The organism is Jutongia huaianensis, assembly GCF_014384985.1.
Lineage (GTDB): Bacteria > Bacillota > Clostridia > Lachnospirales > Lachnospiraceae > Jutongia > Jutongia huaianensis.
Genome location: NZ_JACRSX010000023.1, coordinates 12099 through 28516, shown reverse-complemented (window position 1 = coordinate 28516; position 16418 = coordinate 12099). Strand labels below are relative to the sequence as shown.

The 16418-nt window shown below is 42.2% G+C and carries 14 protein-coding genes; 8 read left to right on the top strand and 6 right to left on the bottom strand.

The annotated features are described in order from the left end of the window. Positions 1 to 19: 19 nt before the first annotated feature. The 3 genes from holB to tmk form a co-directional block, all read right to left on the bottom strand. Positions 20 to 1006, bottom strand: a complete 987-nt coding sequence (gene holB / locus H8704_RS12825) for a DNA polymerase III subunit delta' (protein WP_118679315.1) — start codon at positions 1004 to 1006, stop codon at positions 20 to 22. Between the two features lie 22 nt (positions 1007 to 1028). Beyond that, positions 1029 to 1469: a YaaR family protein gene (locus H8704_RS12820; RefSeq protein ID WP_022465958.1), complete on the bottom strand. Its 441-nt coding sequence runs from the start codon at positions 1467 to 1469 to the stop codon at positions 1029 to 1031. A gap of 61 nt (positions 1470 to 1530) precedes the next feature. Continuing rightward, complete coding sequence (gene tmk / locus H8704_RS12815) at positions 1531 to 2160, bottom strand: dTMP kinase (RefSeq protein ID WP_022465957.1); 630 nt, start codon at positions 2158 to 2160, stop codon at positions 1531 to 1533. A 191-nt stretch (positions 2161 to 2351) separates the two neighbouring features. Between tmk and H8704_RS12810 the strand changes: the two genes are divergently transcribed. Next, positions 2352 to 3248 carry an HD-GYP domain-containing protein gene (locus H8704_RS12810; protein WP_118679313.1) on the top strand — a complete coding sequence of 299 codons (897 nt, stop codon included), beginning with the start codon at positions 2352 to 2354 and terminating at the stop codon, positions 3246 to 3248. Between the two features lie 171 nt (positions 3249 to 3419). Here H8704_RS12810 and H8704_RS12805 read toward each other — a convergent pair whose 3' ends face one another. From H8704_RS12805 to H8704_RS12795, 3 genes are all read right to left on the bottom strand, one after another. Then, a complete protein-coding gene (locus tag H8704_RS12805) occupies positions 3420 to 4721 on the bottom strand; it encodes a UDP-N-acetylglucosamine 1-carboxyvinyltransferase (RefSeq protein WP_249298517.1) in 1302 nt (433 codons plus the stop codon). 107 nt (positions 4722 to 4828) lie between these two features. Further along, positions 4829 to 6688 (bottom strand): ATP-dependent nuclease, encoded by a 1860-nt coding sequence (locus H8704_RS12800; RefSeq protein WP_249298515.1) that lies wholly within the window; start codon positions 6686 to 6688, stop codon positions 4829 to 4831. Positions 6689 to 6712: 24 nt separating this feature from the next. After that, positions 6713 to 7336 (bottom strand): flavin reductase family protein, encoded by a 624-nt coding sequence (locus tag H8704_RS12795; RefSeq protein WP_022465953.1) that lies wholly within the window; start codon positions 7334 to 7336, stop codon positions 6713 to 6715. Positions 7337 to 7533: 197 nt separating this feature from the next. Between H8704_RS12795 and H8704_RS12790 the strand changes: the two genes are divergently transcribed. The 7 genes from H8704_RS12790 (at position 7534) to H8704_RS12760 (ending at position 16136) form a co-directional block, all read left to right on the top strand. Further along, a complete protein-coding gene (locus H8704_RS12790) occupies positions 7534 to 7878 on the top strand; it encodes an Ig-like domain-containing protein (protein ID WP_022465952.1) in 345 nt (114 codons plus the stop codon). A gap of 11 nt (positions 7879 to 7889) precedes the next feature. Continuing rightward, on the top strand, positions 7890 to 9722 hold the full coding sequence (locus H8704_RS12785) for a sensor histidine kinase (RefSeq protein ID WP_118679307.1): 1833 nt from the start codon (positions 7890 to 7892) through the stop codon (positions 9720 to 9722). A 177-nt stretch (positions 9723 to 9899) separates the two neighbouring features. Continuing rightward, complete coding sequence (locus H8704_RS12780) at positions 9900 to 10781, top strand: hypothetical protein (protein ID WP_118679305.1); 882 nt, start codon at positions 9900 to 9902, stop codon at positions 10779 to 10781. A 262-nt stretch (positions 10782 to 11043) separates the two neighbouring features. Continuing rightward, entirely contained in the window at positions 11044 to 12516 is a 1473-nt protein-coding gene (locus tag H8704_RS12775) for an ABC transporter permease subunit (protein ID WP_022465949.1), read from the top strand. A 14-nt stretch (positions 12517 to 12530) separates the two neighbouring features. Further along, entirely contained in the window at positions 12531 to 13496 is a 966-nt protein-coding gene (locus tag H8704_RS12770; RefSeq protein WP_249298514.1) for a carbohydrate ABC transporter permease, read from the top strand. Between the two features lie 139 nt (positions 13497 to 13635). Continuing rightward, complete coding sequence (locus H8704_RS12765; protein ID WP_249298513.1) at positions 13636 to 14322, top strand: YesL family protein; 687 nt, start codon at positions 13636 to 13638, stop codon at positions 14320 to 14322. Positions 14323 to 14426: 104 nt separating this feature from the next. Further along, a complete protein-coding gene (locus tag H8704_RS12760; RefSeq protein ID WP_249298512.1) occupies positions 14427 to 16136 on the top strand; it encodes a type 2 periplasmic-binding domain-containing protein in 1710 nt (569 codons plus the stop codon). Positions 16137 to 16418: the final 282 nt, after the last annotated feature.

The following is a 16418-nucleotide window of genomic DNA, read 5'->3' as shown; positions in this document are numbered from 1 at the left end:
TTTCTATTGGCAGATTAATTTAATCTTTCATGGTCAGTGCCATCAGCTCCATGGTCACCTCAAAGTTTACATTGGCACCGAGACGTACCTTTGCTTTGTCGATTGCTTGGAGAATGTTCTCGATGCTCTCGTAGGTGTGTACGCTAGCCTGATGGGAGATATCGTGGAACCGGTCGCGGTACAGCAGAAGATTTGCGTCCTTTGTGACCTTAAACATCAGTACATCACGATACCAGAGAAGCATCAGATCCAGATAATCATCAATCATGCCCTTTTTCTGTGAGAAGATACGGATGGAATCCACAATCTCTGAAATGTCCATATGCTCAATATTTTTTAACAGATGAAGGGTATCTTCCTTCATTTCCTGAAAATCCTTTGAGTTGGCAAAACGAATCGCCTTGCCCATATTTCCCTGGCAGAAGCCGGCAGCAATTTCTGCCTGTTCCCGTTCCATAGAGAGGTGGCTTACCAGATAACCGGCAATTTCTTCCTTGGAGATGGGTTTTGTATTGATCGTAACACATCTGGACTGGATCGTCGGCAGAAGTGCATTCAGATTATCTGTGAGAAGAATAATGACTGCATATGCCGGAGGCTCCTCGATAGTTTTCAGAAGAGCGTTCTGCGCCTGCTCCGTCATTTTGTTGGCTTCCGGAATAATGTATACCTTATGCTCACTGCTGTATGGCTTGATCTGGATATCATTATTGAGTTGCTCACGAATATCATCGACACTGATGCTCGCTTTTTCATGAGTAATGTAGCGGATATCCGGATGATTGCCGGACTCTGCCTGATGACAGGACTTGCATCCGTCGCAGGAATCGGCGTTTGGATGTTTTTCACACTGAAGCGCCTTTGCAAAGGCGTCTGCCAGCATACGGCGTCCGGAACCGGTTTCTCCGTTGATAATGTAGGCGTGAGAGATATTTCCTGTCTCGATTGCTGTCTGGAAATGCTCCTTTGCCTGCTTTTGTCCTATGATATCTTTAAAATTTGCCATAAATGCCTCCTGTTTATAATGATCAGGTAAAAAGATCAAGGATCATTCCCTGAATTTCACCAATTTTATTTAATATCGCCAAATGGTCCTTTTCTTCCTGCATAAGCTCCTCTGCAAGATCATCCAGTGCCTGGTCAATAAGCTTTACCATACCGTAGACCCGGTGACGTCCTTTTTTGTCGAGAAAATTTTCACGGCTGAAGGAGTGGGAATGGGTGACGATCTCATTCATAAATTCTTTGATCATTTTGCGGTACAGCTTCATATCCCGGATATCCATCCGGCGGCTGAGTTTATTGCCCTGCTGGGTGATATCCTCCATCATGACGGCGAGACTTGCCTGAAGCTCCTGTTCCTGAATACTGCTGAGCAAGGTAAAACGAAAGGAGCCGTCGGATTCCGGAACTGATGCTTTGGGTTCAATTTGCGCCGGCTGTTGTAGCTGATTTACCCGTAGATCCATAGAACTCCTCCTTTCGTGATAGCCAATCTGCTATCGTTAATACAAAACTAAATAGACAGTGTTATACAAAGTAGTGACAAACCTTTGCCCAGATATCGTCTGAAATTTCCTGTGGGGAACGGTTTCCGTCAACAATGATAATATTTTCCACGTCTTCCATCCGGTGGATCAAATCGAGATAACGATCTCTGACATCGGTGAGACGTTCCTTCGTCTCGTAAATATCTGTCTGATGACGTCCCCTGGTAACGCGCTCCATTGCAGTTTCCGGTGAGACATCTATAAAAATATGGCAGTCCGGACGGACAATCTCATTTGCCATCTCATTGCATTTCATGATCCACTCCAGAGGAACGGATACGCTCTGATATGCATAATTGGAAAAAACGTAGCGGTCAGAAAGTACAGCAATGCCATCATCCAGAAGCTTGCAAATGCCATTGACCGGATTGTTCAGATGATCCAGTCGATCTGCTGCAAAAAGTGCCGTCAAAGTGGTTTCTTCACCTTTGATACGACCGGAAAGGAACTGGCGGAGCAGTGTTCCGATTGGTCCGTTGCTTGGCTCCATGGTAGTCATACAGTTGATGGAGTGTTCCTGAATATGCTCCTGTAACAGAGAAATCTGTGTGGATTTGCCGCTGCCATCAATTCCTTCGAATACAATAAAACAACCTTTTTTTGAGCCCATAGATATACCATACCCTTTCTTAAATTGTAGAATTTTCTGCAGAAAAATACTGTCAAAACATCTAAATTATCTCACTTTATATAATACGCTTTTTTCGGAACTTTTGCAAGAAACAGGATGACTTGATATTTTCATTTAAACATAATAAAATAGGAGTATCGTATTGACACAATTACGAAGGAGACGGGGAGATGGAATGGAAATTTTTGCCGGAAGATAAGTCGGGTCCGGCCAGAAAATCGAGGGACTACCGGCTATTTAACGAACGGGTTATCAAATCGGCACAGCTTCTGGAAAAGTCGTTGTCTGAGTATATCGTCAGGGAGGACGAGGATCTCAATACCAACAAGCTTTTGAAGGAGACAAGGGAAATTATTGCGTTGAGTGATGATCCGGTTCACACGTTTCGGATGCTGCGAAGGGTTCGCAGATATGATGATCTGACATATATACATAGTCTGAATGTGGCGATACTCTGTCACGAGTTTGCAAACTGGATGCATATGCCGGAGGAGGAGCAGGATATTCTGACGCTGGCAGGGCTTTTGCATGATGTGGGCAAGATGGGGATACCGGGGAAGATCATCAAAAAAGCGGGGCTACTGACGGATGAAGAATACGAGCTGATCAAACAGCATCCCCAAAAGGGGTATGACTTTCTCAAAAAGCATCCCCTGGACGAACGGATTATGAACGCTGCCCTGATGCATCATGAGAGATGTGACGGTTCCGGATATCCTCAGGGATTAAAAGCGGATGAGATTGACGATTTTGCTAAGATTGTTGCGATAGCGGATTATTATGATGCACTGACATCGGCCAGAGTTTATAGAGAGCCGCATTGCCCGTTTGAGGTGTTTCGGATGCTGCAGCAGGAACGGGATAAATTTGACTCCACCTATCTGGCTGTATTTATGGAGGGAGTGGCTTCATTTTATATTGGGTGTGAGGTGGTTTTGTCCAATCAGAAGCGGGCGAGAATGGTAGATACAAACCCTACAGATCAGAGTAATCCTATTGTGAAAATGGACGGATTGATCGTGAATTTAGCTATGGCACCGGATGTCGATGTGAAAGAAATCTGTTGATATAATAAAAGCGGAAACTTAAGAAAAAAGTTTCCGCTTTTTAAGTGTATAGGAAAATGCTTGTAGCGTAGAGGGAAGCCAACGAGAATTGCGAAGCAATTCTTGGAGGGCAAAACGCTGGTTTTGCCCTTTTTTAATACATTCCATAATGTTATGATTTTGTGGATATTTTCATCCAACCTTCATTTTGAACTTCTGTAATTCTCTCTCGTCATCCACAGGAATCTTCTCCATGCATGCGCCCAAAGCTGTCATCTTTTTGTCGAAGTCCTCATATCCGCGCTCAATAAAGTGAATAGAATCAACTGTCGTAAAACCATCAGCTACCAGTCCGGCAACAACAAGTGCGGCACCGGCACGAAGATCAGGTGCTGTGATAGAGGCTCCCGTCAGACCGGTTACGCCTTCAATGATCGCAACATTTCCCTCGACCTTGATATTGGCACCCATACGGGCAAGCTCATCAACATATTTAAAACGATTCTCAAAAATACTCTCTGTAACAGTACTGGTTCCATTGGAAAGAGCCAGAAGTGTAGCAATCTGGGGCTGCATATCAGTTGGAAAACCAGGATATGGCAAAGTCTTTATCTGTGTATGTCCCAAACGGTCATCTGCGGAAACGCGGACCGCATCATCAAACTCCTCGACTTTTGCACCGATCTCGATCAGTTTGACAGAAATAGCCTCCAGATGCTTTGGAATGACATTGCGGATCAGTACATCGCCCTTGGTAGCAGCAGCGGCAACCATAAAAGTACCTGCCTCGATCTGATCCGGAATAATGGAGTATTCGCTGGCATGGAGACGATCCACACCGTCGATACGGATCTTGTCAGTACCGGCACCCTTAATATTGGCCCCCATGCTGTTTAAGAAGTTGGCAACATCTACGATGTGTGGTTCCTTGGCTGCGTTCTCAATAACAGTACGGCCCTGTGCCATACAAGATGCAAGCATAATATTGATCGTAGCACCTACAGATACCACATCGAGATAAATGTGATTGCCCATCAGTGCATCAGCAAAGGTATTGATCATACCATACTCGATATTGACCGTGGCACCCAGAGCACGGAAGCCCTTCAGATGCTGGTCGATCGGACGGCTTCCGATATCGCAGCCACCAGGCAGAGCAACCTGTGCTTTTTTATATTTGCCAAGAAGAGCACCTAAAAGATAATAGGATGCCCGTATTTTACGAATGGAGTCATAATCTATTGTAACATCAGAAATAGTACTTCCGTTGATCTGTACCTCGTGAGGTCCCAGACGCTTTACGGTAGCACCAATACTTTCTATCGCCGTAAGAAGGACATTGATATCTCTTACATTTGGAAGATTGTCAATCGTTACTGTCTCATCTGTCATGATGGCAGCAGCAAGAATACCAAGAGCAGCGTTTTTGGCACCGCCGATGACAACCTCACCGTGAAGAGGGTTTCCGCCCTTTATAATATACTGATTTTCCATTTTGCACCTCATCAAACACTTTTTTTGCAAAACTCGATTCACCACTCCTGTAGAATAGTGAAGACATACATACCATACATTATATCGAAATCGTTTATAATGTCAACCTATTTTCTTCTGTTTTCAAAATAAACAAAAGAGTCAATGGCATCAAAGATATCCTGGAAGGTTTCCCGCGGAGCCACGTCAATGTATTTCTGCAGGATCTCCTGCTCCGCCTGACCATGGTAATGTCCATAAAAGATATCAAACAAATTATGCCCACGCACATATATTTTAATCAGTTCCATATTATCCTTGATATCCTGTTTACTCTTAATGCGTATGTTATTGATCCGCTGCATCCGTTTCATGCTATTTAATTTAAATAGGTAATCTTTGTATTTTTTGTAAAGAATATTATAAAAATCTTCTTCACTTTTGATAACGCCGATCTTTGTCATGATCTTTGGATCCAGAAAATAATTTTCAAAGGAATAATACTTCAGGATCAGGACATTTTTAGGTTCCACCTTCGGCAGATTGCCGGCATCTTCTTTGGCACGCTGGCCGTAGTAGCTGCAAAGCTGTTTCTTGAGATACTTTGGATTTTTGCCGTCGCTGTCCCGGATCATCAAAAACTGATCCTTTAAATATAATTTATTGATATATTTCAGGTTTGCATAGGTTTTAATGTTGGTGCAGCTGTTTACCGGTATGATCGTGATGCGTTTCAGATTTCCGTTTTCGTCGTAAATTTCAGAGTAATATTTCTGCAGAAGCATCGGAAGACGGTTGCTGTCCTGCTTTCCCTCCACGATAAATACAAAACTGACATTCATCAGGTCGTTGGCCGTGTAACCCAGGTCATCGAGAATCTGGTCAATATCCGTTTCCTCCCGTACGGTGGTGTAGTATTCCTCATCCAGCAGCACCTCCTTGATCTGTCTGGAAGAAAAGTTAAAGATCAGATTTGGAGAGTGGGTGGAGAAGATAACCTGATTCTTTTTTGACAAGCGGTACAGGATCTCACTTGCTACCTTCTGAAGCTGCGGATGCAGATAGATTTCCGGATCTTCCATCAAAATAATACATGGAAGAGTATCTGCCTCGTCAATATATGCCTCCAAAAGAGACAGTGCGTAAATACTTTTGATACCTTCGCTCAATGTATTTAAAGAGGATACATAATCGTTGCGGTCCCGGTTAATAAGCTGAGTATCGATATGCAGCAGATCATCCAGGTCAAAATTCAGTACATAGCGGATCTGCTGGGAAGGATTGCCGTTCCGATGGAAATAATGATTTACTTTCTCGGCGAATTCATTCAGGTTGGTACGGAACAGTTTGTATTGGAGCAGACGTGTCGTCTCAAAAAGAGAAAGCTCTTCCGGTGTTTTTTTGTTGATCACTCCGATACACTGAAAACAACGGTTACATTTTCGTGTGGAGTCAAAGGTACACATATTATCCTTGAGCATCTGGAAGGATTCCTTGTCATAAAAACTAAAAACATCATTCTGTAGTGCGTCAAGATTCCGCGTCTGGTCAATATGATAGATCTTTGGAAAAATTTCCCGGATGTAGGGATTGTTTTTCTGAAAACCATCATTAAAACGGATCTTTTGCTCCGGATTGATATGACAGGTAAAGGTCACGGTATTTTTCTGAAAAGATGGCAGCAGGGCAGAAAACTCCTCCAGCCATTTATCGTAATCCCGGTGCTTGCTCACGATACCAAGACTCTGATAATAGAGCAGATCCTCCTCTGTAAATTCCACTGACAGAGTAATTTCAATGCTTTTTTGGGGATCAAGAAATTCAGTTGTCTTTGGAATATGATTGCCGGTAGCCGTAAGGATCGCATCGATCACATTTGTTTTACCGGTATTGTTTTTGCCTACAAGAATCAGTGCATTTTCCAGCTCGTTGATCTCCAGATCACGGATGGATTTGAAATTTCGTATTCTGAGATAGCTGATCTTCATATTTATCCCTCATTTCCGTACGCACTAGCCCCTTTTTTTATTGTATGTTTTTGGTTTCCCTTTGGTGCTTTTCCGTCCGTTTCCCTTTTTCTTGCGAATAGAATAACCAAAATGTCCCAGAGCCTTGCCAAGGCTGTAGTAAGTGCCGTGAGAATAAGCAAGAAGCCCTGCATTTTCCAGATGAAAGGTTCCTTTTTCGTCCATATACTTCTCAGCGACATGTACTGCAGTGACATCGGCAACAAAAACATGATGGGAGCCAAGTTCTAAAACCTGGCGTACTTTACATTCGATGTTGACAGGTGCTTCCGCAATCAGCGGACATTTTACAGTATCTGCAGGAGCCGGGGTTAGGCGGCAGTCGGTCCATTTATTGTGGTCTCTGCCGGAGCGTACCCCACAGAAATCCGTAGCGTGTGCGAGTTCTTTCGTCGTGAGGTTGATCACAAACTCGCCGGACTCCCGGATCATGGGATATGAGTGGCGTTCCGGGCGAACGGCAATATATGCCATTGGCGGATTCGTACAGAGAGTGCCGGTCCAGGCAACTGTTAATATATTTGATACGTGATCTATGTCACCGCAGCTTACCATAACGGCAGGGAGCGGATAGATCATATTTCCCGGTTTAAAATTGACTTTTTTCATAATAAAATGCCTTCCTGACAAGTAAAAATTCTATTTATAAGTATACCATATCCACTCTGTTTCTTCAAAGAAAAACTGTCCTGTGGAGAGGGAAAATTCAGAATGAGGCTACCCAAAAAATCAGGAATGTGATAAGATAAAATAAGAGAAAAATCCTTGATCAGCTTGATCAGTTAGAAGAAAGGCAGGAGAGCATCGTGGGAAAATATTTGGAATTTGAGTCTATGACGGAAGGACTTGAAAGTAAAGTGCGTCAGGATTTAAAATTTAAAACGGGAAATTTTGTCTGGAAGATCAAATTTAATATTCCGCTGGATCCCAAGACGGTGAATAATGTCAATCTGTATGTGACATCCATGAATCTTTCTCCTTTGAAAACAGCGATCCGTTACAACTCTCTGGAAAATGAGATTGAGATTGAACCGCTGGAGCCATATGCAAAAAATGAATCTTACATATTAAATATTACAACAAATGTGACATCCTTAGGGGGAAAGCCGTTAAAGAAACCGCTTCAGGTACAGTTTAAAATAGACGGATAATAAGACTGGTTATGAAAAAATTTAACTACAAAAAAAGATTTCATTTATTTAAAGATATGAAGTTTCTCCACCGTATGATATTGATCTATCTGATCGGTGGTATTATTCCGTTGCTTGTTATGAGTATTTATACCAATATGCAGACACGGAAAATGATGATCAATGTTACGGAGGAAACGCAGTCAGAGGAGCTTTCTGTTCTAGGTTCATCGCTCCGGGAATCAATGACGGTATTGGATAATGTAGCCCGTCTTCTTTGTGATAATGATGAGATATTAAAAATTGCCAACAGAAATTACAAAAATAAAACACAGTTTTACCGGGATTACCGAAAAGCTAACACAGTTATTCTGGATTATATTAATTTTTATGAGCAGGATATTTCCAATATAAAAATTTATCTGAAAAATCCCAGCATTGACATATACGATCTGGAAAGGATCGACAATCTTTCTTATCTGAAAGAAAGCATAAAATATCAGTCATGGTATAAGGAAACCATTGAAAATAAAAATAAAGGATACTGGTATTTTGGTCAGATGAGTGCCGACATGGACCAGACAATGCAGATCAGCCGGGTGATTCTAAATAAAAATGGCGATGTCACGGGAATTGTCACCGTTCTGATCCAGTATGACAAGACAAAGACTGCTTTGACACAGCGGAGTCACGATACGGCAATTTTGTATAATGATTATTATTGGATTTCCGGTAATTTTAGTCTGATCGAGTATCCGTTTCTGAAAGAGGAGATGCGTAAGATTGAAAAAAGCCGTGCTTCAAAGCGGATTTCTTATGGTGTTGAGGAATATCTTGTGGCATATGAGCGGATTCAGATGGACGATTCCGATGACTTTTATTCTCTTGTGAGTATTCAGGATTATCAGGATATCATGACGGATGTTAATAGGATCAGCTTACAGGCATTTGTTCCGGAGATTATAGGAATTCTGCTGTCGGTTGTTCTGATCTTCGCATTTGCAATCTCTTATAGTAATCGTATGTATCAGCTCCGGATTCAAATGCACCGCGTGGCACAGGGGGAGTATGATAAAGTAGAACCTATCGAGGGAAATGACGAAATTGGCGAGCTTTATACTGAACTGGAGCAGATGATGAAGGACATCCGGCTGCTGATGAGCAATGTGGTAGATGAGCAGGTGCAGAAGGAAAAGCTTCACACCAGACAAAAAGAAGTAGAGTTTAAGATGCTGGCGAGCCAGATCAATCCACATTTTCTTTATAATACGCTGGAGACGATCCGAATGAAGGCTGTGGTGAATCATCAGCCGGAGATCGTGGAGCTGGTTAAAATGCTTGCTAAGACCATGCGTTATAATATTCAGGTGACAGACCGGCTTGTAACATTAAAGGAAGAACTTCAGATGGTGGAATATTATCTGAAGATTCAGGAGTACCGTTTTGGCGACCGTATCAAATCGGAGTTGATCATAGATCCGGAGGTGGATGGAAAGGCTTACATTCTGCCCCTTACGATACAGCCGTTTGTGGAAAATGCTTTTGTACATGGATTGGAGCAAAAGGAGAATGATGGAAGACTAACGGTACATGTACATAGGAAAGAACAGGAAATTTACATTGAGATTAAGGATAACGGCTGTGGTATGGACTATTATGAACTGGGGCGTCTGAGAAAAACAATGCGGGATGAAAGCGGAGATGACATGCATATCGGCGTGCGTAATGTGAGTCAGAGAATTCGTATATTATATGGAAGTGAATATGGGGTTGAAGTTGACAGCACCAGGGATTTAGGTACTAAAGTATTGATTCATATTCCGTACCAGACGGAAAATCCTCAAAATGTAGAATTTATTAGGTAAAAATGTCAAATAATTAAGGTTTTATTTCCGTATGTATTTGGTAAAATAGACAAGAACAATTAAATTGTAGACCTATGCTATGGCAATGGTGTACAATAAAACGTGAATATGGACAGTGCGAAAAAACATTTATTCGTTTTCATTCGCGGCTGTACCGATTATGAGGAGGACGATACAATGAGAAAGTCATTAAGAAAGGTAGCAGCTACAGTCAGTGCACTTGCATTGGCATTAGCAGTTACAGCAACAGCGGTACCTGCAGATGTATCTGCAGCAACAAGCAAGGCAGGTAAGAAGGCAGCTAAGGCTGACTTTGATGCAGATGGTACATATCACGCATATTTCGGTTTCCAGGAGACCGGTACATGGATCTTCCGTGATGAGTGGTATTCTGATACACTTGGTATCGATGGCAAGGATATGAAGAAGGCAAAACTGGCATTCGATAATGGTACACTGTTCCAGTCTGGTAAAAAAGGTGTAACAGCAATCGAGGGTACACAGGTTCAGGATGCTGAGATTAAGGGTAACGGTACATATACTGTTGGTGTAAGCGGACTGAACAACTGTCTGGATACAAAGGGTGATTCTGAGACAAAGGTTTCCATGATCTATGTTGATACTGATATCCCTATGGCTGCAAAGGATAACCCTGTAACAATCTCTGATGTTAAGCTTCTGTGTGACGGTAAAGAGATCTCAGTTCCTAGCGATCCATTCTACCCAACAGAGTATACAGATGAGTCTAAGCTTCTTCGTTTTGATGCAATGAACTCATATCAGAAGGATAAGGGTGAGTATGCAGACAGCCCTGACATTACTGTAGTTCCTACAGATTCTATTCAGATTCAGTTTACTGTTTCCGGATTTAATTCAGACAATCCGGATGCTGTAGCAGAGTCTGCTGATGCAACAAGCGCATCAAGCGATGCAAACACAACTTCTGATGCTTCTACAACTTCTACAACTTCTAAGAAGTCTTCACCGGTTGTTCCGATCGTAATCGTTGTTGTAGTTGTTGCTGTTGTAGCAGTAGTCGTTGTTAAGAAAAAGAAATAATAACGATAAAACATCTGCTGACAAGTAGATATTATGAAAGGAGATAGGATTTCACCTGTCTCCTTTTTTATCCGATATAGCCTGATTTACTGTGTCGGAGGAAAAGTCGTGTATTTTTTCTCTATTATTTATGGTATTCGACAGAAAAAAATACATGTATAATAAGAATAGCGTAAACTCTATTTATCATCTTGATAGTCTGCTTTGGTCTGTTTACAGAGCTTTTGACGGTGGGATGAAATAAGTAATACAGGAGGTTATTATGAAAGAATCACAAACAGAGAAAAGGGGCGCGGTAGATTATATCTATATGCTGCAGAGAGTTATTGCGATTTTCTGTGCAATCTCCGTTTTCTTCCCTTTTATGAATCCAACAAGGATTTGTAATCTGGTGAATGAGAATACTTCGCTGTTCACAGCAGCAGTATCTTATTCAACATTAACCAGTGAAGCCGGCCGTGCACTTCGTATGAACTGGCTGAGCCCAAGTGCATTCTACGTTTTATACGCAGGTGCAGTAGTAGCGTTGATCGGTGTTATATTCGTCGTAGTTGGCGGATGTATGTCTCTTGGAAATACCAAGATGAAGAGAGCAGGTATTCTCTGGTCTATTCTTGGTAGTATCGTAGAGATTGCCGGATTTGTTCTCACAATTGTTGCTTACAATATGGTATGCAGCACAACAATGGCATCTAAGCTTGAAAAGGTTGGTCCTACCTTCCCGGTAGCGGCGGTGGTATACACAGTTATTGCAGTAGCATTACTGATCATATCTGTAATTATCCTGCTGGGTCTTCCAAAGGCTGCTCCTGATGAAGAGATGGAGATGCACCCACAGTACAAGTTGTTCCTGATGTTCCTGCCATTCTTGGCACTGGCATTTGTATTCTGTTACCTGCCACTCTGGGGTTGGAGATATGCTTTCTTCGATTATCAGACAGGTGGAACGCTGAGTATGTCAAATTTCGTAGGATTTAAGTGGTTTACATATCTGTTCCAGAACGGTGCAACCCGTAGTGATATTATCCGTGTTATCAGAAACACAATGGCAATGTCCGGTTTAGGACTGATCACACAGTGGATCCCAATGGCATTTGCTATCTTCCTCTGCGAGGTCAAGAACCTCACATTCCGTCGTTTCATCCAGACATTTACAACAGTACCGAACTTCATCAGCTGGGTACTGGTATATGCTTTGGCAATTGCTATTTTCTCAACAGACGGTTTCATCAATGAGTTTGCTAAGAGCATTGGTCTTCTTGCAAAGAACGCGGATGGTCATAACTTCCTGATGGGAGATCATTTTACCTGGGTTAAGATGTGGGCCTGGGGAACATGGAAGGGTGTTGGTTGGAGTGCCATCATCTATATTTCCGGTATCGCAGGTATCGACCAGCAGCTTTACGAGGCAGCTACGGTGGATGGTGCCGGACGTTTCCAGAAGATGTGGCATATCACAGTGCCTGGTCTTCTGCCTACCTTCTTTGTATTGTTACTGATGGCAGTTGCAGCAGTACTTAGTAATGGTCTTGACCAGTACCTGGTCTTCTGTACACCACAGAATAAGAACCATATCGAGGTTCTCGATCTTTACGTTTACAACCTAGGTCTTGGCAGTGGTGGTAGTATTCCGTTGTCAACCGTGGTCGGTATGTTTAAATCGGTCATCAGTGTAATCTTGCTGTTCGGAGCGAACTCCCTTTCTAAGGCACTCCGTGGCGAGAGTATTGTATAAGGAGGTGAACACAAATGGCTATGACAGCACAAGAAAAAATTGATGCTAAGAGAGAAAAAGAGTACAACAAAAAGCATAAGCGTATGTACAAATTAAAACCAGGTGACATTGTGTTCAATATTTTGAACTATGCATTCTTCATTTTGTTCACCATCACCTGTATCTTCCCATTCTATTATCTGTTCATCAACACGATTTCAGATAATACGATGGTACAGCAGGGATTGATCAACTTTATCCCTCACGGAATTAATATTAACAACTACAAGGCACTTACCGGTGTAGGTGATCTTGGTTATGCGTTTGTCGTATCCGTTACCAGAACAATTTTTGGTACTGCGTTGATGGTTGTTGCATCTGCTTTCGTTGGTTATCTGGTAACAAAGCAGGAAATGTGGCACAGAAGTCTGTGGTATCGTGCAATCGTAATTACAATGTACTTCAACGCAGGTTTGATCGCTACATACCTTAACCTGGTAATGCTGGGTCTGACAAACCACTATATGGTTTATATCATTCCCGGTATCGTAGCTCCTTACAACATTATCCTGGTTAAGACTTATATCGAGTCTATTCCGGCTGAGTTGGAAGAAAGTGCATTTATTGATGGTGCATCTTATATGCAGGTATTTACAAAGATCGTTTGGCCACTGAGTAAACCAATTCTTGCTACAATCGCTATCTTCGGTGCGGTAGGTCATTGGAACTCATTCCAGGATTCTTTGATTTATATGAGTAACTCACCAAAACTGTATACATTGCAGCACAGACTGTATATTTACCTGAATCAGTCATCCAACCTGATGGCATCTATGAATCAGGGTGGTGAGGCCGCAAGATCAGCATTTAACGCAGCATTGAACACGAAGGTTATTAAGTATACAATCTCTATGATTTCCGTAATTCCTATTTTGATTGTGTACCCATTTATGAACAGATACTTCGAAAAGGGTATCATGCTGGGAGCTGTAAAGGGTTAATGCCAGAGTGCAGACTGATATTCTGAGAGATTATGAGATACCGGGGGCACACTGGCGTCCCTGGTATTTTAACCATATGTAGTCTATGTGTATATATAAGGAGAATGGTCTGATTACACGAAGGAGAGAATAAGACAGAATGAAGTTTTTTAGTGTTGATAGTCCCTTATACAAATTTATGAACCGTTTGATGGATGTGTTTAAGCTTAACTGTATGTGGCTTTTATGCAGTCTTCCAATCGTTACGATGGGAGCAGCGACGACAGCAGCTTATACGATTACCCTGAAGATGGTAAATGATGAGGAAGGATATATTGCCGGTCCTTTTTGGAAGGAATTTAAGGCAAATCTGAAAAAGGGAAGTATCCTGGGGGTTATTGCATTGTTTGCGTGTTATGCGGTATATCTTGATTTTCAGTTATATCATGTAGCGAAGCAGCATAATATGATGTTTTTGATCGTTGGTGTGATCGGTATCTATCTGATCTTTATGCATATAGTATTCGCATTTCCGTTATTGGCACGCTATGAAAACAGCATCGTCAATACAATGCGTAATTCCTATTCCATAGCAGCGAAGTTTCTTGGCAGGACAGCATTTCTGGCAGTACTTCTGGTGATTGAGATGGCTATTATCCTATGGAATCTGACTACGATGTTTGCCGGACTTTTGATCGGACCGGCGTGTATCATTCTTACGATCAGTGGATTTGCCAATTCCTTCTTTACGGTCATTGAGAGAGAAAATCTCATGGCAGAGCAGGAGGAAAAGGAAGCAATGCAGCTGAACGGAGAGCCTATATCAGGGGATGAGGATGATATATAATACAAAAAGAGTGTATTTCGTGTGCTTTTTTTATGGAAGCTGCACGACTGACATAGTATAATTGGGTAGGTGTAAAACACAATAAGAAAGAAAGGATGGATATTATGAGAAAAGGATTGGGAAAGAGAATGCTTTCTATGCTCCTTGCAACCAGTATGGTAGCAGGAACAACCGTTGCAGCCACAGGATGTAAGTTTGGCAGCAACAGCAACGAGCCAATTACCCTGACTGTATACAGCCAGGTAGCAAACTCATCAGGATTACAGAAAGGATGGGCAGCAGATATCATTAAAGAGAAATTTAATGTAAAGCTGAATATCGTACCTGAAGAGAGTGGTACATTCCAGACAAGAATGTCAGATAAGGATCTTGGAGATATTATTATCTGGGGTCATACAGATGACAACTACGCAGCAGCAATCAAGGCGGGTCTGCTCTATGATCTGGAGGAGGATGACATCCTCAAAGAAAATGCTCCATATGTATATGACAATATGCAGGATTCACTTGCAAAGAATAAGAGACTTTCAGCAACAATTCTTGGTGATGGAAATGACAAGCTTTACGGATGGGGCGGCGAGGTTGCTACATCTAGTAAAGATCATCAGTCATTCTTCTATACCTGGGATACACGTTGGGATCTGTACAAGAAGATGGGATATCCAAAGGTTAAGGATATGAACGATATGGCTGATCTTCTTAAGAAGATGCAGAAGATGGATCCGAAGGATGATGCAGGCGGAAAGACATATGCTGTTTCTCTGTGGCCTGACTGGGATGATGCAATGGTTATGTATGTAAAGGCAACTGCAACTGCATACTATGGATATGATGAGTTAGGTATCGGTCTTTATGACCCTGCTACAGGCAAATATCATGATGCACTTGAGGAGAATGGTCCATATCTTGAGATGCTGAAGTGGTACAACAATCTGTATCGTCAGGGTCTTGTAGATCCTGATTCTATGACGCAGACATATGAGCAGATGTCAGAGAAGGTAATCAACGGTGGTGTACTGTTCTCTATCTTTAATTACTCTGGATCACTTGCATTCAATACTGATAAGCATATGAAAGAAGGTCAGTATATGTATTGTATGAAGCCAAGTGAGGCATCTCCTATCGTTTACGGTATGAGTACTCTTGGTACAGGTTATACAACATCTATCGGTGCTAACTGTGAGTATCCGGAGCTTGCACTGGAAGTACTGAACTACTTCTGTACTCCAACCGGACGTCTTGAGTACGCTTACGGTCCTAAGGATGAGTGCTGGTACTATGATGACAATAAGAAAACACACCTTACAGAACTTGGTGAGTCTTGTAGAAAGGTTCTGAAGACTAAGATGCCGGATCATGAGGGTACATTCCAGGATGGTCAGCTTCAGATGGCTGTATCTACATGGAATATTGATGCTGAGAACCCTGAGACAGATGGTGAGACTTACAATGCTGAAAACTGGGCTTCTACACAGGAGTCTTCTAAGTATGACATTCAGGAAGACTGGAAGAAGAAGACAGGCTGCGAGGGTATCAACGATTACATGGAGAAGGGTAAATATACTGTATCTCCGGGAACCGATTACTCTGCAAGCGCTAAGTCTGATGAGTTAAAGACTGTATGGAAGCAGGTAACAGATACCATCAAGAACGAGTCTTGGAACGCTCTTTATGCTAAGAACGATGCACAGTTCGACAAGGCTGTTGCAAAGATGAAGAAGGATACTGCCGGATATGGTTACGATAAGTGTCTGGAGTGGTCTCAGAAAGAGGCTGCTACACGTAAGTCTCTGGAGGATCAGCTTCAGAACTAAGCGTGAGAGATATTCGCGTATTCAGGTAATTATTGTATGAAACATACAGTATATTGCTAAAGCAGCAGATACATACAGCTCTGTGGAGTGATCCACAGGGCTGTATTTTTTGTTTCCGGAATAGTGTAGCAGGCAGTGTGCAAAGTTCTGTAAATGTCTTGCACTTCCACGAGAAACGTGATAGGATAGTTAACAGCGATTTTGTAAGGGGTGCAATTCGCTTATCACCAGAAATACCGAGTGTTCGAGACCTTCCACTCGTAAAACAAAACTAAAGGAGAT

Bases quoted from the DNA above. Each gene is read 5' to 3' on its own strand.
- holB (WP_118679315.1), bottom strand. From the start codon at position 1,006: ATGGCAAATTTTAAAGATATCATAGGACAAAAGCAGGCAAAGGAGCAT.
- H8704_RS12820 (WP_022465958.1), bottom strand. From the start codon at position 1,469: ATGGATCTACGGGTAAATCAGCTACAACAGCCGGCGCAAATTGAACCC.
- tmk (WP_022465957.1), bottom strand. From the start codon at position 2,160: ATGGGCTCAAAAAAAGGTTGTTTTATTGTATTCGAAGGAATTGATGGC.
- H8704_RS12810 (WP_118679313.1), top strand. From the start codon at position 2,352: ATGGAATGGAAATTTTTGCCGGAAGATAAGTCGGGTCCGGCCAGAAAA.
- H8704_RS12805 (WP_249298517.1), bottom strand. From the start codon at position 4,721: ATGGAAAATCAGTATATTATAAAGGGCGGAAACCCTCTTCACGGTGAG.
- H8704_RS12800 (WP_249298515.1), bottom strand. From the start codon at position 6,688: ATGAAGATCAGCTATCTCAGAATACGAAATTTCAAATCCATCCGTGAT.
- H8704_RS12795 (WP_022465953.1), bottom strand. From the start codon at position 7,336: ATGAAAAAAGTCAATTTTAAACCGGGAAATATGATCTATCCGCTCCCT.
- H8704_RS12785 (WP_118679307.1), top strand. From the start codon at position 7,890: ATGAAAAAATTTAACTACAAAAAAAGATTTCATTTATTTAAAGATATG.
- H8704_RS12780 (WP_118679305.1), top strand. From the start codon at position 9,900: ATGAGAAAGTCATTAAGAAAGGTAGCAGCTACAGTCAGTGCACTTGCA.
- H8704_RS12775 (WP_022465949.1), top strand. From the start codon at position 11,044: ATGAAAGAATCACAAACAGAGAAAAGGGGCGCGGTAGATTATATCTAT.
- H8704_RS12770 (WP_249298514.1), top strand. From the start codon at position 12,531: ATGGCTATGACAGCACAAGAAAAAATTGATGCTAAGAGAGAAAAAGAG.
- H8704_RS12765 (WP_249298513.1), top strand. From the start codon at position 13,636: ATGAAGTTTTTTAGTGTTGATAGTCCCTTATACAAATTTATGAACCGT.
- H8704_RS12760 (WP_249298512.1), top strand. From the start codon at position 14,427: ATGAGAAAAGGATTGGGAAAGAGAATGCTTTCTATGCTCCTTGCAACC.